Origin of the sequence: Lactobacillus sp. 3B(2020) (assembly GCF_013487845.1) — a bacterium.
Classification (GTDB): domain Bacteria; phylum Bacillota; class Bacilli; order Lactobacillales; family Lactobacillaceae; genus Limosilactobacillus; species Limosilactobacillus alvi.
The window spans coordinates 214,113-231,410 of sequence record NZ_CP047410.1 but is presented as its reverse complement, the minus strand read 5'-3'; the positions used below and the strand labels follow the sequence as shown (position 1 = coordinate 231,410).

Here is a 17,298-nt window from a genome sequence, read left to right as displayed (position 1 = left end):
AACTATTTTCAAATTTTGAGTAAATCGTTTTGCTGTCTAAAAATTAACTATACCAATTTAAAATTATCCCTAATAAACCACTGATTTATCAGGAAATTCATTGTCCTGGTTGGTCTACTAAAATTGGTATATTCCATTAAGGTTAAGAAGTTTTTAAATCAACGGAGATTTTCTTTCTTTGCTACTTTTTAATTCTTTTTTTGTTAAGAAGTTACTGATTTTCTTAAGCCCCACCTGAAAGCTTGCTTCCCCACCCACTTGGTTACTGCCGTGCTGGTAGTTGCTGAGTAACCTTTGCAATCAAAAAGCGGGTACGGAGAAATTTCTGTTTCTCCGTACCCGCTTTTTTCTCGGTTAGCGCTCAATCACCTTTTCATATAATTTAGGATCTATTTTAGCCAATAGATAACTTGGCTGTCCCACACTTATCAGCGTTAGGGTGTGCATTGCCCGTGAACAAATAGTATATAGCAATTGTCGTTCCGCATCCCCGGCATACTTTTGCTGATTAGCATCCCAAACAATCACGGCGTCAAATTCCAACCCCTTTGCTAGGTATGATGGCACCACCATCACCCCATCAACTAGCCGTTGGTTTTCCGTCCGCACTAGGGTCACTTGTACCCCCGCTTGCTTCAAAGCGCGGGTAATTTCTTCACTGTCTGCCAGTGATTTTCCAATCACTGCTACCTTTTCTTGGGCCGCTTGAGCTGCCGTTAAGGCCGTTTGGACGGCTTTGACCCCAGCCGCTTGATCAGCAACCTCAACTAATTTTGGCTGGGGCCCTTGTCGCTGAAAGGCTTCGATTTTTTCACCATCGACCAAAATCTGCTTTGTAAAGTCCGTAATTGGGGCCGTTGACCGGTAAGATTTTGTCAATTGCACTACTTGCGTCTTATCCTGATCAAACATGGTACTCAACTGGCTCAACAGACTCCGGGAATTTTCGTGGGTAAAAATCGCCTGATTTAAGTCCCCGAGCAGGGTAAACTTTGCCCGCGGGAAACAATACTTCAAATAGGCCAACTGGAAAGGATCGTAATCTTGCACTTCATCCACAAAAACAAACCGCATTTTTCGATCGCCCCACTTCCCCGTTAACAGGTCATAGAGATATAAGTAGATTGAAACCCCGGCCGCACTAATTCGTCGTTGTTTAAAAGCCGCAATTTGGCGTTCGGCGTATTGCGACCATTCAGCTGCGGTCAAGTTCCACTGATCCAGTTTGACGAGGTGGGGAACGACCCGTAACAAGTGCAAATATTGCGCATTAATATTTAGCCAGCGATGATGATCAATTGCCCGCTTTACCGGCATAAGTTCCTTGATCAAGATTTGTTTAGCTAAAAACTTGTACTCGGCTTCATCGCTTGCAAATTCCCGGGGCCGATTTTGCAAGAGATTATCCAGCTCCTCTTTACTAAGGTTTTGTACCCGTTCTTCGACCCACTTAGCATGGAGCTCACTCCCCAAACGACTATTTAGCATCCGGCGTAAGCGCTCTTCCGTTCCATCTAGCCGATTACCCAGCTTATAGGTGGCATTAAAGCCATAGTAGATCGACCGGAGTTTATCTTTTGAGGCAAAAATTTGGTTGCCAAACCTTAAATTTTTAAATCGGAGGTGACCATCCGTCCCCAACCGTTTAGCATACCGGGTTGTGGCCTTAAAAAACGCCAAACTCGTTAACAGGCGGTTCGCTTTTTGATCAATTTCATCAGTCACTTGTTCAAATCGTTCACGCAGGTCCGCTACTTTGAGGCGCGGAACCCGCCGATTGAGGTACTGAAAGTAGGTCATCTGGACCATATTGTGTTCACCTAGTTCGGGCAAAACCTGATCAATATAGTCATTAAAGAGCTGGTTTGGTGAAAAGAGAATCACTTGCCCAGCGGTTAGATTTCCCCGGTAGCGATACAAAAGCCAGGCCACCCGTTGCAAAACCGCGGCGGTCTTGCCACTGCCCGCCGCCCCTTGCACAAACAAGAGATCAGCTGTCGTATTCCGGATAATCTGATTTTGGGTCTTTTGGATGGTTGCGACGATACTCTTCATCTTGGTACTAGCGTGGTTACTCAAGGCGGCAAGTAACATCTGATCCGTCACCGTTGCTTGGGTATCGTAGAGGGTAACAATGACCCCCTCCGCAATTTGAAATTGACGTTTAAGCGTTACGTTGACAGTTTGTTTCCCTGCTGGCGTTTGGTAACTCACCTTGCCTAATTCTCCTTCATAGTAAATAGAAGAAATGGGCGCCCGCCAATCATACACCAAAAAGTGATCCGGAGTATCAGTAAAGGAAGCTAAACCAATATAAATAGTTTCCGCCTTTTGATCGGGCCGCTCCTGAAAGTCAATCCGGGCAAAGTAAGGTTTGGCCTCTAACCGCTGTAGGGTAGCGAGGTGATCAGCGGCGTGTTGCCAGGAGTTTTCCCGTTCAGCTAGCATTTGTTGTTGCGCGCGGACCGACATCGCGGTATCCATCATCCCTGAATACGTCGAAGTATTCATCCGAATATCATTAAATTGAGCATCAATACTTTTAATATCACGCTTGGCAATGCCCATTTTCTTTGCCGCAGCTTGCTCGGCATCACGCACCTTTGCCAACACATGGTCAAGGTGGGCTTGTTCTTGTTGCCTTGTCGTTCCGGTCAAAGTCAAAATCCCCCTTAAATTTTAATCTAACCATTATATCATCATTCGTCGTACCAGTTCGAATAATTCGTTTGTCCTGCGTTCTGTAAGAATTTCCTAAACTAGTAGAAAAACTTTTCCATTTTTTGCCTAAACCAGTACAATAAAGGTCAAGAAAGGTAAAATTAACCATTGAAAGGGGCTAGCTATGTCACACATTTTATACATGATAATGCACTTACAAGATGTGATCGTGCCCCTCTTTAATTGGCTGGGTAATTGGTCATACTTAATCTTATTTACCGTAACTTTTATGGAAACGGGCCTGGTTATCTTCCCTTGGCTTCCCGGTGAATCCTTAGTCTTTGTGGCCGCCTCGGTGGCTGCCATTACCCCCTCCGTTAAAATTAGTATCCTAATAAGCGGCTTTTTCTTGGCTGCCCTCCTTGGGGATACCGTTAACTATTTGATTGGAACGCAGCTAATCAAATGGTCATGGTTACGCAAGCGCGTAATGGGCCCCCGGCTAGATCAGACGCAAGCCTTTTTTGAACGGCACGGCATCATTGCCGTTATTTTTGGCCGTTTCGTGCCCGTGATTCGGACCTTTATTCCCTTGATTTCGGGGAGTGCCGGCTTCCCTTGGCATAAGTTTATGATTGGTAACTTCATTGGGGTGGCGCTTTGGGTTGCCTTAGCCGCCGTCATGGGTTATTATTTCGGCTCAATTCCGTTTGTCAAAGACCATTTCTCCTTAGTAATCATCGGCATCGTAGCGATTTCCTTCCTCCCAGCCGGGATCGTATACGGTCTCCGGAGTATCCGGCGAAAAATCATTACCCGCCGGCGCTTTTAATTGCTAAGGCCCCATCGAGGGATAGAATATGGTAAAATTGGTGGCAAATACTTGGAATAGTGGAGGAATTAACATGGCCATTAACGTTTACTTCGTCCGCCATGGACAAACTTTTTTTAATAAGTATCACCGGATGCAAGGGTGGTCTGACACCCCGTTGACCACAAAGGGAAAGCAAGATGCGGCGCACGCTGGTCAAATCCTCGCCCCCATCGCCTTTGACTATGTTTTTGCTTCAGACTTAAAGCGGACCATGGATACCGCGCGGATCCTACTCGCCCACCATCCAACGACCATTAGCGAACCTACCCCAGCTCCCGCCTTTCGGGAAGAATTTTTCGGTTATTTTGAAGGTTTGAATAGCCAGGAAACCGGGGTCTTTGTTAGCGGCAATGACGACCTTAACTCCTTTGAAGCGATGATCAGTGCCTATGGTCCAGATGGCACCCGCGATAAGATTGCGGCCGCTGATACCACCCAAGATGCCGAAGATAGCACGGCTTTTTGGCAACGGGTATTGCCAGGAATCGAAAAATTACGCGCCTTACCTGACGGGAGTAACGTCCTGGTGGTTTCTCACGGGATGACCATTCGTTCGCTAGGGAGCCGGTTTGGTACCAAACCAGAGCATACTGCCCAACCAGCAAATGGTTCGATTACTAAGATGCAATTAACACCTACCGATACCACAATCGAATTTTATAGTCAGTTAGCATTACCAACAGCATAAGGGGGTAGATTAATTTATATGGATACCACCATATCGCAATCTGAGCGAGTGATCATTATCGGCCTTGATAATGACCAACCTGACTACCAGTATTCCATGACGGAATTACGAGAGTTAGCTGAGGCCAACCAAATGACCGTCGTTGATCGCCTCGACCAAGCGCTTGAACGGCCAAATGCGGCTACTTACTTTGGTTCTGGAAAAGTTGAAGAGCTTAAGCAACTAGTTAACGCCTTAAATGTACCAACCGTCATTGCCAATGACGAGCTTTCGCCAAGCCAACTCCAAAACTTGGCCCAAGCGATTGGGGTTCGGATTATTGACCGTACAGCTTTAATTTTAGAAATTTTTGCCAAGCGTGCTCAATCACGCGAAGCCAAAATCCAAGTTCAAATTGCCCAACTGCAGTACCGTTTGCCACGCCTACAAACCGCGAGCGATCAACGGCTCGACCAACAAACTGGTTCTGGGGGCGGCGGTGGTTTCACTAACCGGGGGGCCGGGGAAACCAAACTGGAAATGAACCACCGGGTAATTGCCAAACAAATTAGCCATCTGCGGAATGAATTAAAGGCGATCGAAAAATCAGAAACCACTAAGCGGGCCCAACGGGTCAAGGCGGCCATACCGACAGCTGCCCTCGTTGGGTATACAAATGCCGGTAAATCAACGATTATGAACCAGCTTGTTGACCGGTATGGGGTTTCGGAGGATAAACAGGTCTTTGAAAAGGATATGCTATTTGCAACCTTAGATACCAGTGTCCGCCAATTAACCTTACCCGATCAAAAACGCTTCTTATTAAGTGATACCGTCGGTTTTGTTTCCAAACTTCCCCACCACCTTGTTCAAGCCTTCAAGTCCACCTTAAATGAAGCGGCCCAGGCCGATCTTTTAATCCAAGTGATTGATTATTCGGATCCCCACTATGAGCAAATGATTAAAACAACCGAAACGACCTTAGCGCAAATCGGGATTCAAAACGTGCCGATGATCTACGTGTTTAACAAAGCGGACCAGACTAACGTTGAGTTTCCAACCATGGAAGGTGACGATCGCTTGGTCATTTCGGCTAAGGACGGCGCATCCCTTGACCTGTTGATTGAAGCGATTAAGCACCATCTCTTCGCTGACTACGAAACTGTTGAGCTCTTAATCCCCTTCGCAGACGGTCACATCGTTTCCTACCTAAACGAACACGCTACAATTCTTAATACCGAATATGTAAGTGCCGGGACCCATCTTCAAGTTGAACTGGCGCCAAAGGATTTACCGCGCGTTGAAAAGTACATTATTTAGGCTTCATTAAGGAAAAATTTTAGTTAAATAATATGAAAGAGAGGTTGGGAAAAAAGCTCCTTGACGGCCTGGTTGGGATAAGAAGGACGAAGGTTGATTCATTAGAATCGACCTTTCGTTCGCACTTATCCGCTAAGGCCGTGCTTTTTGACCTTAGTTACTGAGTAACATTCGGAGATGACAAAGAGGCCGGAAAGAAACATTAGTTTCTTTCCGGCCTCTCGCTTTTTAGCACCTACTTATTTTCTTGCACCTTCACAAACTTACCAATTTGCCGGACGGTGTTACCACCTTGTTGCTGATTAATGGTGGTTACTAAATCATGCCAAGCAACCGAACCTAAATAGTTATACTGATTATTATCTTTAACTACATAGAAGTTAACTTTCTGATCTTGATCCAAAGTATACCGTAATGGCGAAGCGGTTTTTCCCGGAGTCAAGGTATATATGATCCCTTGTCCTGCATGATCAAGGTGCTGATTGCTAGTTATTTTTTGGACGGTTACATTTAAGGCCTTTACGTTTTGCGTGGTTTTAAGACCATTTTTGAAGTCTTGGTTATTTAACTTTGTGGCTCCGTAGTATAAAATCGCTGCGGCAGTATCATTGCCATCTAGTTTATTAGCTAATGCTTGATTAGTTGATGCTTTGTTAGCTGACGCTTGACTGGTCTTAGAGCTATGCTTGGCTTTGGTTTTAGTTGTTTGCGTAACCTGCGGCTTAGCATTTCGGTGTTGGCGACTCATTTGGACACCCAGGCCACCAATTAGCAAGATTAAAACAATGCCGACGACCCAAGGTAACCAGCGGTGTGGTTTAGGCGGGACCACACTGGTTACTGGGGCCTTCGTTACTGCTAAAATCTGCCCACAATTGGGACATTTTGTTGTATCGTCCTCGACTGGGTGCCCACATTTGGGACAATTTCGCATTTTGATCACTTCTTTCGTTTAGCTTAAATATCGTTTTAAAGCCTGCTTGTAGACCTCAATATCCTTATGGAAGGTTTCTAACACCATGTACTCATCGACTTGGTGGGCCGTCCGGTTTCCCGGACCAAAGACGGCAATTGCCATCTGCGGATTCCCCTTAATCATTTCGGAAGCATCCGTCCCGGCAGCACTACCAATGACCTGAATGGGGTGTTGGAAGATTTTTTCAGCGGTCTGATGGAGGATTTGATTAAATTCATCCTTCGGGTCCGTCACTACTGGAACCTTTTCCCCCAGAATCTTTAAGGCTAACTGGGCCCCTTGTTGATCATTAATCCGCTTAATAATGGCCCGCAAATGCTTTAAGATCCATTCATTTGGCTCTTCCGGAATGGTCCGGACTTTCATATAGAGCGCTGCCGAGCTTGGCACGGAATTTAACTGTTGGCCCCCTTCAATCTTGGTAATTACCGGAATGGTCTTGCCCAAATACTTATTTCGGGCCTGGAGGGTCGCAAAGAATTGTTGCTGGGCTTCATAATAGGCCATCAACGGCACAATGGCATTGTACCCCAGTTGGGGCATTGAACTATGGGCCGCCTTTCCCTTTGAGGTTACCGCATAGGTAATCGAGCCCTTATTTGCACAGTTCATCTGACCTAGGGAGGGTTCGGCTAAGATCATCGCATCAACGTCCTTCAAGTACCCCGCCTTTGTAAAGGCTTGGGCCCCTTGCATATGATTTTGCGGGCTTGATTCTTCTGCTACCGTCACGAGGAGTTTTACCTTCCCTTTTAAGGGTGTCGATTGGGCCGCCAGTTCAAACATGGCAATGCATTCAGCCGCTAGGCCACCTTTCATATCTGTCGTCCCCCGGCCGTACATTTTACCGTCCTTAATTTCCGCTCCCAAGGGGGCATGGTCCCACTGATCTGGGTTTCCTAAAGCTACCACGTCTTCGTGTCCTTCTAAAGCCACGACCCGGTCACTTTCCCCAGCCCCGATTTCCGCGTAAAAATTACTCCGGCCATTTTCAACCGGGATAATCCGGTTGGTGATCCCGTGCTTATCAAAGGCTGCTTTTAAGAAATGCGCCACCTTATCTTCATGACCACCGACGGTATTTAAATGTATTAAATCAGCAACAAACTGTTCTCGTGCTCGTTTTTCCATTTTATTCATCCCCACTTACTTCACTTAAGTGTGCAACCGAGCCTAGTTGGCGAACTACTGGCGCTGCATTATGTTGGTTATCATAGTTAATAATACTTTGCCAACTAGCCGACCCTAAGTAGTCTAACTCTAGCGGGGGTTTTCCCCACTTGATAAAAGTTAACGGTTTGATCCTGATCTAAAGTATAACTGATGGAAGCATCAATTTGACTTGGTACTAGGCGATAAGCAACCCCTTGACCAGGGTGGGCTTCATAACCATTTTTTTGATCCGTGGGAAATTTGTTTGGATAAATATAAAGGCTGTTTTTTTCCTGAGCAGCCTGAAGATTTCCTTTATAAAGACTATCAGGATACTTATGCCCGCCATAAAATAAAATCGCAGCCGCCGTTTCTTGGGGCCCTAAATTCGTGGAGAGTTTGTCAGTTGACCCTGACGAATCGGAACTGGCCGTCTTTTGGCTACTTTCATCCACCGTTGATTCACTACTCGATGACGACAGGCTTGTCGAAGAACTTTGACTGGAAGCTGTTTCCACAACTGATTGGTTTTGCGTATGCTTAAACCACCAGCCACCACCAATTAACAGTAATGCTACAACTACGGCCAGGGCTAACCACCGCCATCGCTTTTTCGGTGCCTTAGGGGATTGGCCTGCTTGCCGCCGACTTTGCCGGGTAGTGGTTGCCGCCTCATTAGTTGCTAAAGCCGTCCCACAATGAGGACAAAACTGGTCGCTTGCTTGGACTTGCTGACCGCATTTTGGACAAATTTTCATTTCGTTACTCCTCCACTTAAAACCGTAAATAATTCCTATCCCTTTAAGGATAAGCGATAATTTTATAGATGGAAAGTAACAATAGCAGTGAGTCGGAAGTTTTCCTGACTCGCTGCTATTTCACTTAAACGGTTTGATTCCGGTCTTGCAAGTGCATGCCATCATCGTCTTTTTCTTCCCCAAGGAGTTCTTGGTTGTTATCTAATTCTGACTTACCAGCAAAATGGTGCTTTTGCAACCAAATCATGGCAAGGAGCGAAAGTAAGACAAAGACGACGGTAATTCCACCGAGGACCCCGTTACAAAAGGCGATGTAGTGTTCACCAATCCCCCCGGAAATCCCTTGCCGTAACCCTTGAATGGAGTAGGTCATTGGCAAGTACCAGTGAATTACGTTGTAGAACTTCATCGTTACTTCCATTGGGAAGGTCCCACCAGAACCACCAAGTTGAAGCATCAAGAGTACCATGGCAACGAACCGTCCTGGATTATCAAAGAGAATTGATAAGAACATGACGATCGCAAACGAAGCCCAGGCAAAGAGGATCAGCGTCCAGAAGAAGGATGGCACGTGGTCGATGGTCAAACCAAGGGCCATCATGATCCCACCTTCAGCTAAGGCCATCACCGTTGCCACTAAGCCTTCAATGGCAACCTTACTTGCCCACCAAGCAGAGGCTTTCCGTCCTTGAAGCGCTACCCGCCGAATTGGGTAAACAAAGTTGAAGACCAAGGCCCCAACGTAAATGGCCACAGAAAGCACGTATGGCGCTAGGGCATGACCATAGTTTGGTACGTATGAGTAGTCCCGATGCTTCAAAGTCGTTGGCTTAGCAATCATATCCGCCGTCTTATCAGAAGGACGGACGCGATTAATTTGCTTAGCTCCTGAAGCTAACTTGTCAGCTAATTCGCCGGCACCGGCATTTAGTTTTGTAATCCCAGCCGTAATTTGTGGCGTATTGGCATTTAATTGAGCCGTCCCCGCTGCTAACCTTGCTACCCCCGAAACAAGGGTTGGTACTTGTGCGTTAAGTTGTTGCAAGCTAGAAGCTAAGGTGTTGGCACCACTAGTTAACTTCCCAGAGTTAGCGGTTAATTGGTTAGCTCCGGCAGCGGCAGTATCAACACCAGCTGTGTATTGGTCGATTCCAGCAACTAACTTATTAATATCATTTGGATTGATATTGTTAAGTTGATCTAAGATACCTTCAGCTTGTAGCGTCTTCAAAGTTGTACTTAAACCATTTAATTGATTAAGTAATTGCTTAGAACTAGTCATCATCGTATTAGCTTGCGTCAATGTACCACTCATTGAGCTAATTTGGTTAAGTAGGCCTTGGACTTGTTCTAACTGTTCTTGAGCACTATCCAACCCAATCTTAAGCTGTTTTGCAGAAGTAGCGGCTGTCTTAACCCCCGTACCAGCTTGACTTGCTCCCTTAGAAATTATACCAACTTGGTTTAAGATCTCCTGTTTCTCCCCATCGCTCATATCTTTTGAACTTTGTACAGTAGAAGCGATACTTTGCGCAGCACCCCCAACACTTGAAATACCACTTTCAGCACTGGATAAACCATTCGTAATCCCAGATTCTGCTTGGTCAGCAGTATTTTTTAACTGTGTTACAGACGACGTCAAACCATTAACATCTACACTATTAAGTTGCTTTTGAATTGTTGCTAGTTGGGACTGCATGTTATCAATTTGTATACCTAATTGACTAGCTCGTCCAACTGATTGCATTAAGCCTTCAGTATTAAGCTGACCAAGCATCCCCTTCATCTGGGTCAAACTACCAGCTGCACTTTGTAATTGACTGGCACCAGCACGGAGTTGACCAGAGTTAGCTGAAAGCGTTCCTAAGCCAGATTGGAGTTGACCAACTCCACCAGCGTACTGTGATAAACCACTGGCTAACTGGCTACTTCCACTAGCTAATTGACTGGCACCCGAACCCAGGGCCCCCACGCTACTGTTTAGGGTCTGCATCCCCGTGTTCACTTGGCTAACCCCGTTAGCATAGGTTGCAAACCCGTTATTTAAAGTATTGGTCCCAGAAGCGATTTGCCCGGCCCCATTTGCAGCCGTGGTCATGCCCTTGCCAACCGTCCGTAAGGCTAAGAAGGTCGCCTTGGCATAAGCCTTGGTCACTTGGGTTTGAATATTTTGGTTAAGCTTCGTCATCCCCAATTGGCTAATCACTTCGGCAATGTAGTTCAAAGAACCATTTGTTTCGTACTTAATCTGCATCTTCTTGGGATGCTTACTCAAGACCGTCGTAGCGTTTTCCGAGAAGTTTTCTGGAATCGTAACGACCGTGTAGTATTTCCGGTGGTGCAAACCGTATTCCGCCTTTTTAGCGGATACAAATTCCCACTTCAAAGAATGGTTCTTCTTTAATTCCTTGACGGTTTGCCGACCAACCGCCATTGTTTTCCCCCGATATTCAACCGGCACGTCCTTATTAACAACGGCAACCGGTAAATCTTGTGTATTCCCATATGGATCCCATACTGATTTCAAGAAGAAGATACTGTATAGGAAAGGAATAAAGCAAATGACGAATACCGAAAGACGTAGTAACTTATTACGCCAAATATGACCAAATTCGGCCTTGATCATTTCCCACATGATGATATTCCCTCTTTCTCTCTACAACCTAATTTGTTCCTTGCGGTAAAGAATTGACAAAGCGCTTAACGGAATCCACGATTTCTTGATCCGCAAGTTCATAGTTTTGTTCTTGCCACCAATATAAGGATCCCATAATTGCGCCACTAATTGACGATGCTACTAATTGTGGGTTTTTAGTAGCGCGCAAGGCCCGGGTAATTTTGGCATTTTCTGGGCCATTTTCACGGACGTTCATCAAAATCTCCGTACTCATCCGCATTAACTCGGTATACAAAGAATCTCGACTGCCACTCGTCGTTAAATGCCGGAAGAAACTCTTATGCTCATTTACATACTGGAGTAACATTTCTAGCAATTCGTCTTCATCGCTAGCTTTTTGCCACAAAGCGTTTAAACGTGCGTTGATCGTTTGCTCTAGTAGGTCATATTTGTCATGGAAGTAACGATAAAAGCTACTTCGGTGTAATAAGGCCTCTTCACAAATCTGATCAATGGTAAGTTTTTCAAATGGCTTTTCCGTCACTAAAGCTTCCAAAGCGCGTTCAAAATCGCGCACTGTCCGATTCATTTGCACTTTACTCCCTCCCCCCAAAACTTTTTACATCGAATCATTATAGTTAGTCTTCACTTAGGACAGAAGCATTATTCTGAAACAAGAATTTAAAATTGGGACAATATACCACTTTTGATTCAGTAAAATTATTTTTACTAAATATTTACTAGCACTATTAATTCTGCTATAATTTAACCAGTCTATGCTAGTAAGCGCTTTCTGGAAGGGAGAACCATTAGAATGGAAACATCTCAAGAAAAATTCGGTGAATTTAACGGTCAAGACGTTATCAAATATACTTTGACAAATGAACATAACGTCAGCATCAGTGTTTTAAACTACGGTGGGGTTTGGCAAGCCTTCATGGTTCCTGGTAAGGATGGTCAACGGCACAATCTCCTCTTAAGTTCTGATAACTTTGCCGACTTTCACGCCGCTGGTTACAGCATTAACCGGGTCATCGGCCCAACTGCTGGGCGGATTGAAAACGGTGAGTTTACCATTGATGGTAAAGAATACCACGTTGACACAAACGAAAACGGCAACACCCTCCACGGGGGCAGTACCGGCTGGGGCGATGGTCACTTCTGGAATGTAACGGTTGACACCGATCAAGGGACGATCACTCTGCAACAAACCTTTACTCCCGCTGATGATACTTATCCTGGGACGGTTAAGGCCGCCGTGGTTTACACTTTAGGCGAAGACGACAGTGTCACCCTTGACTTCTATGGTGAGAGTGACGAAAACACCCTCTTTAATCCAACTAACCACACTTACTGGAATATCGCTGACGAAAGCGAACCCACGATTGAAGGCCTTGACTTACAAATTAACTCCAAGTACCACTTAGCCGTTAAGGATGGGAAAATTCCAACTGGTGAACGAATTGAAAATGCCGGCACCCCTTACGACTTTAGTAAGCTGACTAACCTTGGGGAGGCCTTAAACGAAATGTTAAAGACCCCCGAAAAAGGGTTTGATGACTACTTTGAAGTTACCCCAAGTGATACTTTGGCCCATGAACCAATCGCAATCCTCCACGATCAAAAGTCAGGACGGACGTTAAAGATGTTCTCGGACCGGAATGGGTTAGTTATGTTCTCCACCGACGGGATTACTAGTGACGTGAAGTTAAACCGGCCAGGGCGGCCATGGATGGCGTTAGCCCTTGAAGGGCAAACCTTACCTGACACGCCACACCACCCAAGCTTCGGGGATGTTGCTTTGCGGCCCGCTGATCCCAAGCACTTCCAAATTCATTATGAAATTGAATATTAAGAGGTTGAGGAGCTTTTCCCCAACCTCCGTCAGCCAACTGATTAACCGGCCAATAACAAAAGACCACTAATCAAGGTTAGGTAACTAGCTTATCTGCTTACGATAAGTCAACTACTTCTCAACCTTTAAATTAGTGGTCTTTATTTTTTTTATCAGCGCTGTTGTCCCCGGGCCCCGTTAATCAAGTGGGCCCGGTGTACTGCTAGTGCCCGGTCCAAATCCCGGGCTACAATTGCTTGGGTTAGCTGTCGATGTTCTTCAAGTCCGGGGGGTACCCGTCCCTGAACTAACGCTTGGTTACGGGAAAGCTCGCTTTGGTTCCACAGGCGTAAACAAATTTTACTCGTGAACTACTCGGCCATAAATGACCGAGCTTCTGGATCAAAAGGCAACAGTGTGCCTCTTGATCTGGAAATCGTTTAGGCAATGGAGAATCAAGTTACACTTGATTCTCGAACAGTTAAAACCGTTTCCGAAGGCTTTTCGCACCCGTTTTGCACGCTCAGGGTGATACGCCAAAGTCTCCTCTTGTAGCCTTTAAGGACGGCAAGGTTCTGTCCCGCCCGTGATGATATTAATTAATTTCAACTAGATATTCTGGCTTAATTGCTTTAGGGAGTCGTGTTTTAGCGACTCCTTTCTTTTTTGCGTCTTTAATTTCTTGTTGCCGTTCGCGATACTTGTAATGTTTCTTTGGATCGAGTGCCCAACTAAGAATATTCCAACTTGCGTTGAGGTCCCGAATGATTTCTTTACCTGTCAGTTCAGAACGCCAGTGGCGTTCCACAACCTCATGTTTCTGGACATAATCAGTGCCGTATTCAACTTGACTTGTCTTGTAGGAATCAACCTTAAGCAGGGTTTTACCCTCGCAATTAGCGACCTGCGTCAATAATTGGGCTAATTCGTAAGGTTTAACTTTTGCTAAATGGCGGTTCTTACCGTGATTACCGGCTTTACTTAACGCCTTAGCCTCACGACGCATTTCTTTAGCGTCGAGTTGCTCGATGGCTAGTAAGTCGTAATCATCAAAGAGTTGTTTAGCAATTTTACGGTAGGCTTCCGTTAGCAGATTCGTCCTTCGCACATTATAGTATCTAATTTGTTGGTTGAGATCAGCTAAGCGGCGGCACCGCTTGTTTAGGTGAGCGCTTAAAATATCTCGACGACTCTTGAGCCCGTTGATGATTGATTCATACTTATCAGCTAATGCCGACGTTCGTAAGGGCAGGTAAATTCGCTCGTCATTGGAAGTATGAAAGATTTTTTCGTCTTTCATGTTCCAATCAGCGCCAGCTTTTCTTGCTGGTTTAACCCGTTCAACTGTGGACTTTAGAACTAGCTGAAGCTCAAAAGTATCATCGCCTTTACGCTTAATCTTAGATGTGACAACCTTCTGGTTCTTTAGGTTCCGGATATCTTCTAATACTTGAACCACTCCATAATCTTGAAGCTTAATCCAGTGTGGTGACAGTACCTCGATTTGACCATTATCGGGCAAGGAAACCGTCTTATGACTAGCTTCATTCCGTAGGAATGTTAGTGATCCCTTACGGTACCAAGAGCGGTGTTTAGGATTGTTACCGTGCTTATTGTTACGGTAATCTTCTTTTTCTTGTTCGGTCATCATGGATGCTTTCTTGAGCACCTTTCGGTACTCGCCGAAATTAGTCAACATCGTTACTAAGAATTGATAAGCTGCTTGTGAGTGTAATCCGATTTTCTTAGCATTCCAACGTTTTAAATTATAGTATTCTTTTAAAAATCGCGGTAATATTTCATCTTTAATAATATAGTTCTTACCAGTACGAGTAGTTGGAAAAGTACGACCGAGATGCTTATAACCGTAGGTTCTTTCTAGGAATTTAAGCGCATAGTTGTGTAGTTCGTTTTCTACAGCCAAGTTACACATGTGTTTTTCAGTTAACTCTGCCGTAACAACTAGGTGGTACCGGCGAGTACGGACATATTCAGTTGTTTTAGGCAGTTTAAGCATTTAGCTCTCCTTTTTACGTTGGTCGTCAATATATTTAGCTACAGCTTGCTCGTTTACGGCACCAATGCTTTCTACGTAATAACTAGGTGACCAAAGGTGGCGCCCCTTTTGTTTCCAATAGCTGGTCTGCAATTCTGGACATTTGCGAAATAATTGATATGCAGTGATCCCTTTTAACCAACGAACAATATTGGTGACAGATAGCTTAGGTGGGGCGCTAACCATTAAGTGAACGTGATCATCTTTGCCAATTTCAAGATGAGCAATTGTAAAGCCATACTCTTTAGCAATCTGATTAACTAACTCCTTAAACACTTGCTCAACATGTCCCTGCAAGACTTTGTTACGGTATTTAGTTCCCCAAACAATGTGGTAATTTAAGTTATATACGGAAGTTCTCCCATACGTAAGTCTATTTATATCTTTCATGTCAATAATTATATCACATATTTATCTATCCATGTGACCTAAAGGACAGAAAATTAGGGCAATTCATCACGTCCTTAAAAGAACGTGTTTCCTTGCCCGTTTTCAAAAACTGATTATTAGCTCCAGCCACGATTGTTTGGTGGAAAGCCCGGTGCGCTTCATACCATTCTAGGCTTAATTGGTGGGTTTCGGGTGAAGAAAAGCTAGTCCGCGCTAACTTTTGATAGGCAGTCTTTACGTTTTGGATCCATCGGTCAGAACCGTGTTGGATCGCCAAACGAATGGCCTCCCCTTCGTTAATTAAACGGGCCACTTTTAATTCTTCAATGCCCCGGTGGTTAATTTTCACCACGCTAAAGCCGATATTTGGAGTAGAAATTACCAGTTCTTGTTCGGTTAACCGGGTTAAGGCTTCGCGAACTACGGATAAGGAAACGCCATAATCTTGCTTTAAGTTGGCAACTACTAACTTAGTGCCTGGACGATACTTACCCAAAATAATATCACGCTGAATTTGCCGCATTGTTATTTCAATATAAGTTTGCCCTTTTTTCACGACTGTTCCCGCCTTTATTTTATGCTAATGCGATTATCACATACAAAATAAATTTTGGAAAGTAAATACTGCTGCGTACCCTTTGGAGATGCAAGAGAGGCTGAGAAGAAACTCATGTCTCTTCCCAGCCTCTCCTCAACTTAGCTAAAACCATATTTACTTACTACTACTCCGGTCCCGATATGCTAAGTAAGCATCAAGACCAAAGTCCCCATCGGTCAGGATGGTTGAATCCCGGCGACCAGCAATTTTGTTTGGTCCCCCAGTGATAAACAGCTTTGCCAAGTATAGTTGATACTGCATTCGTGCTTCGTGAGCGTCGGTTAAGCCAATTTTTGTAATATGGCCGACTTTCACCTTTTCCATTTCGTTACGACCAGCATAGATTTCTAAGCGGTGCTGGCTTGGTTCATGGACTAATTCATAATACGGCAAAGTTTGCCCATGATTTAACGCCGTAACCGGTTCTTTAGTTGCCCGGTATTGAGCAAGAATCTCGGCTTCATTCATCCCATCATATTCTGCTAATAACAGTTTATCAGCGACCAAGCTATCAACCAGGTGCTGCAGATTTTGCCGTTCAACCGCATCCGTTTCAACCTGCGCCTTTACCACATCATGTCCTTCGTAGTAGCCAGCTGCCTGGTTTAAGGGCTGCATCATTCGACGCCGGGGCAACTTCCCGGTTTCAGGGGATGGTGCGGTTCCCGTAACCTTACTTAACCACGGTGAAAGAAAATCTAACTTAGAGGTCCGATTTAAGAAATAATAGACCGCATTTAAATACAGATAATAGGTTAAAAAGAGGACCGCTAAACAATAAAGGAGGGCTCGCACCCAAACTTGGTTGGCGAACAAACGCCAAGTAACGTAAATTAAGTAGCCATCCCCTAAAGTGGCAATAACTACATAAATCTTATTTTTCAGTGTCGGCTTAATATTAAAGTAACTAAGCGAACTATTAATCATGTCTAAAAAACTAAACATTGGCCGCCCTCCTAGTTGCTCGTATTCTGCGTTGTGGTGTTGTTAGTAGTGGTGGAATTAGTTTGGGCCGTTGAACTAGCAGAACTTGAATTCGTAGTTTGATTATTCGTTGTCGTACTCTTAGTATCAGTTTGGCTATCATCCTGATTTTGCGTCGTACTGGTCCTGTTAGCTCGACTCGTATCCGTTGTGGAATTGTCATCTTGCGCATCACTACTTTGGTCAACCCGACTATCTTTATTCGTTGAGGAATCACCCCGACTGTTATCCGTCGGTTGATGGTCTGGGTTGGAGCTTGTACTTACTGAGGTCACCTTGGCCCCTTCATTAGTGTGGGTAGTTTTGTTAACCACCACGTTCGTCGCCCCTAAAGCAAGCACCAACGAAACTAAGGCAAACGGTGTCACAAACGGGGGAGTTTTCATAATTCTCATCCTTCCTGTCTTGTAA

At 44.9% G+C, this 17,298-nt stretch carries 16 protein-coding genes; 4 read left to right on the top strand and 12 right to left on the bottom strand.

The window, feature by feature from the left end; all coding sequences use genetic code 11:
- Positions 1–354: 354 nt before the first annotated feature.
- Positions 355–2,658 (bottom strand): RNA polymerase recycling motor HelD, encoded by a 2,304-nt coding sequence (gene helD / locus GTO83_RS01090; RefSeq protein ID WP_255463135.1) that lies wholly within the window; start codon positions 2,656–2,658, stop codon positions 355–357.
- Positions 2,659–2,845: 187 nt separating this feature from the next.
- Between helD and GTO83_RS01085 the strand changes: the two genes are divergently transcribed.
- The 3 genes from GTO83_RS01085 to hflX all read left to right on the top strand — a co-directional run bounded on the left by GTO83_RS01085 (position 2,846) and on the right by hflX (position 5,522).
- Positions 2,846–3,493: a VTT domain-containing protein gene (locus GTO83_RS01085; protein WP_180871339.1), complete on the top strand. Its 648-nt coding sequence runs from the start codon at positions 2,846–2,848 to the stop codon at positions 3,491–3,493.
- A gap of 73 nt (positions 3,494–3,566) precedes the next feature.
- Positions 3,567–4,223: a histidine phosphatase family protein gene (locus GTO83_RS01080; RefSeq protein ID WP_180872083.1), complete on the top strand. Its 657-nt coding sequence runs from the start codon at positions 3,567–3,569 to the stop codon at positions 4,221–4,223.
- Positions 4,224–4,241: 18 nt separating this feature from the next.
- A complete protein-coding gene (gene hflX / locus GTO83_RS01075; protein WP_180871338.1) occupies positions 4,242–5,522 on the top strand; it encodes a GTPase HflX in 1,281 nt (426 codons plus the stop codon).
- A 235-nt stretch (positions 5,523–5,757) separates the two neighbouring features.
- Here hflX and GTO83_RS01070 read toward each other — a convergent pair whose 3' ends face one another.
- The 5 genes from GTO83_RS01070 to GTO83_RS01050 form a co-directional block, all read right to left on the bottom strand.
- Complete coding sequence (locus GTO83_RS01070; RefSeq protein WP_180871337.1) at positions 5,758–6,456, bottom strand: zinc ribbon domain-containing protein; 699 nt, start codon at positions 6,454–6,456, stop codon at positions 5,758–5,760.
- A gap of 18 nt (positions 6,457–6,474) precedes the next feature.
- Positions 6,475–7,629 (bottom strand): ArgE/DapE family deacylase, encoded by a 1,155-nt coding sequence (locus tag GTO83_RS01065; protein ID WP_180871336.1) that lies wholly within the window; start codon positions 7,627–7,629, stop codon positions 6,475–6,477.
- Between the two features lie 104 nt (positions 7,630–7,733).
- On the bottom strand, positions 7,734–8,408 hold the full coding sequence (locus GTO83_RS01060; RefSeq protein WP_180871335.1) for a zinc-ribbon domain-containing protein: 675 nt from the start codon (positions 8,406–8,408) through the stop codon (positions 7,734–7,736).
- A 124-nt stretch (positions 8,409–8,532) separates the two neighbouring features.
- Complete coding sequence (locus GTO83_RS01055; protein WP_180871334.1) at positions 8,533–11,043, bottom strand: YhgE/Pip domain-containing protein; 2,511 nt, start codon at positions 11,041–11,043, stop codon at positions 8,533–8,535.
- A 28-nt stretch (positions 11,044–11,071) separates the two neighbouring features.
- Positions 11,072–11,614, bottom strand: a complete 543-nt coding sequence (locus GTO83_RS01050) for a TetR/AcrR family transcriptional regulator (protein WP_255463187.1) — start codon at positions 11,612–11,614, stop codon at positions 11,072–11,074.
- A gap of 225 nt (positions 11,615–11,839) precedes the next feature.
- On the opposite strand from GTO83_RS01050, the gene GTO83_RS01045 reads away from it, so the two are divergent.
- Positions 11,840–12,880 carry an aldose epimerase family protein gene (locus GTO83_RS01045; RefSeq protein ID WP_180871332.1) on the top strand — a complete coding sequence of 347 codons (1,041 nt, stop codon included), beginning with the start codon at positions 11,840–11,842 and terminating at the stop codon, positions 12,878–12,880.
- Between the two features lie 152 nt (positions 12,881–13,032).
- On the opposite strand, the gene GTO83_RS11065 is transcribed toward GTO83_RS01045, so the two are convergent.
- From GTO83_RS11065 to GTO83_RS01015, 6 genes are all read right to left on the bottom strand, one after another.
- Positions 13,033–13,218 (bottom strand): FCD domain-containing protein, encoded by a 186-nt coding sequence (locus GTO83_RS11065; RefSeq protein ID WP_180872082.1) that lies wholly within the window; start codon positions 13,216–13,218, stop codon positions 13,033–13,035.
- 236 nt (positions 13,219–13,454) lie between these two features.
- Positions 13,455–14,876 carry a transposase gene (locus GTO83_RS01035; RefSeq protein ID WP_180872185.1) on the bottom strand — a complete coding sequence of 474 codons (1,422 nt, stop codon included), beginning with the start codon at positions 14,874–14,876 and terminating at the stop codon, positions 13,455–13,457.
- Complete coding sequence (gene tnpA / locus GTO83_RS01030; RefSeq protein WP_180871331.1) at positions 14,877–15,305, bottom strand: IS200/IS605 family transposase; 429 nt, start codon at positions 15,303–15,305, stop codon at positions 14,877–14,879.
- A gap of 25 nt (positions 15,306–15,330) precedes the next feature.
- Positions 15,331–15,861: a GntR family transcriptional regulator gene (locus GTO83_RS01025; protein WP_180871330.1), complete on the bottom strand. Its 531-nt coding sequence runs from the start codon at positions 15,859–15,861 to the stop codon at positions 15,331–15,333.
- 156 nt (positions 15,862–16,017) lie between these two features.
- On the bottom strand, positions 16,018–16,848 hold the full coding sequence (locus tag GTO83_RS01020; protein WP_180871329.1) for a DUF6681 family protein: 831 nt from the start codon (positions 16,846–16,848) through the stop codon (positions 16,018–16,020).
- 11 nt (positions 16,849–16,859) lie between these two features.
- Positions 16,860–17,273, bottom strand: coding sequence for a hypothetical protein (locus GTO83_RS01015; protein WP_180871328.1), 414 nt, complete (start codon positions 17,271–17,273; stop codon positions 16,860–16,862).
- Positions 17,274–17,298 lie beyond the last annotated feature (25 nt).

Excerpts from the sequence above, each read along its gene's own strand:
- GTO83_RS01085 (WP_180871339.1), top strand. The coding sequence starts at position 2,846 with ATGTCACACATTTTATACATGATAATGCACTTACAAGATGTGATCGTG.
- GTO83_RS01080 (WP_180872083.1), top strand. The coding sequence starts at position 3,567 with ATGGCCATTAACGTTTACTTCGTCCGCCATGGACAAACTTTTTTTAAT.
- hflX (WP_180871338.1), top strand. The coding sequence starts at position 4,242 with ATGGATACCACCATATCGCAATCTGAGCGAGTGATCATTATCGGCCTT.
- GTO83_RS01070 (WP_180871337.1), bottom strand. The coding sequence starts at position 6,456 with ATGCGAAATTGTCCCAAATGTGGGCACCCAGTCGAGGACGATACAACA.
- GTO83_RS01065 (WP_180871336.1), bottom strand. The coding sequence starts at position 7,629 with ATGGAAAAACGAGCACGAGAACAGTTTGTTGCTGATTTAATACATTTA.
- GTO83_RS01060 (WP_180871335.1), bottom strand. The coding sequence starts at position 8,408 with ATGAAAATTTGTCCAAAATGCGGTCAGCAAGTCCAAGCAAGCGACCAG.
- GTO83_RS01055 (WP_180871334.1), bottom strand. The coding sequence starts at position 11,043 with ATGTGGGAAATGATCAAGGCCGAATTTGGTCATATTTGGCGTAATAAG.
- GTO83_RS01050 (WP_255463187.1), bottom strand. The coding sequence starts at position 11,614 with ATGAATCGGACAGTGCGCGATTTTGAACGCGCTTTGGAAGCTTTAGTG.
- GTO83_RS01045 (WP_180871332.1), top strand. The coding sequence starts at position 11,840 with ATGGAAACATCTCAAGAAAAATTCGGTGAATTTAACGGTCAAGACGTT.
- GTO83_RS01035 (WP_180872185.1), bottom strand. The coding sequence starts at position 14,876 with ATGCTTAAACTGCCTAAAACAACTGAATATGTCCGTACTCGCCGGTAC.
- tnpA (WP_180871331.1), bottom strand. The coding sequence starts at position 15,305 with ATGAAAGATATAAATAGACTTACGTATGGGAGAACTTCCGTATATAAC.
- GTO83_RS01020 (WP_180871329.1), bottom strand. The coding sequence starts at position 16,848 with ATGTTTAGTTTTTTAGACATGATTAATAGTTCGCTTAGTTACTTTAAT.
- GTO83_RS01015 (WP_180871328.1), bottom strand. The coding sequence starts at position 17,273 with ATGAAAACTCCCCCGTTTGTGACACCGTTTGCCTTAGTTTCGTTGGTG.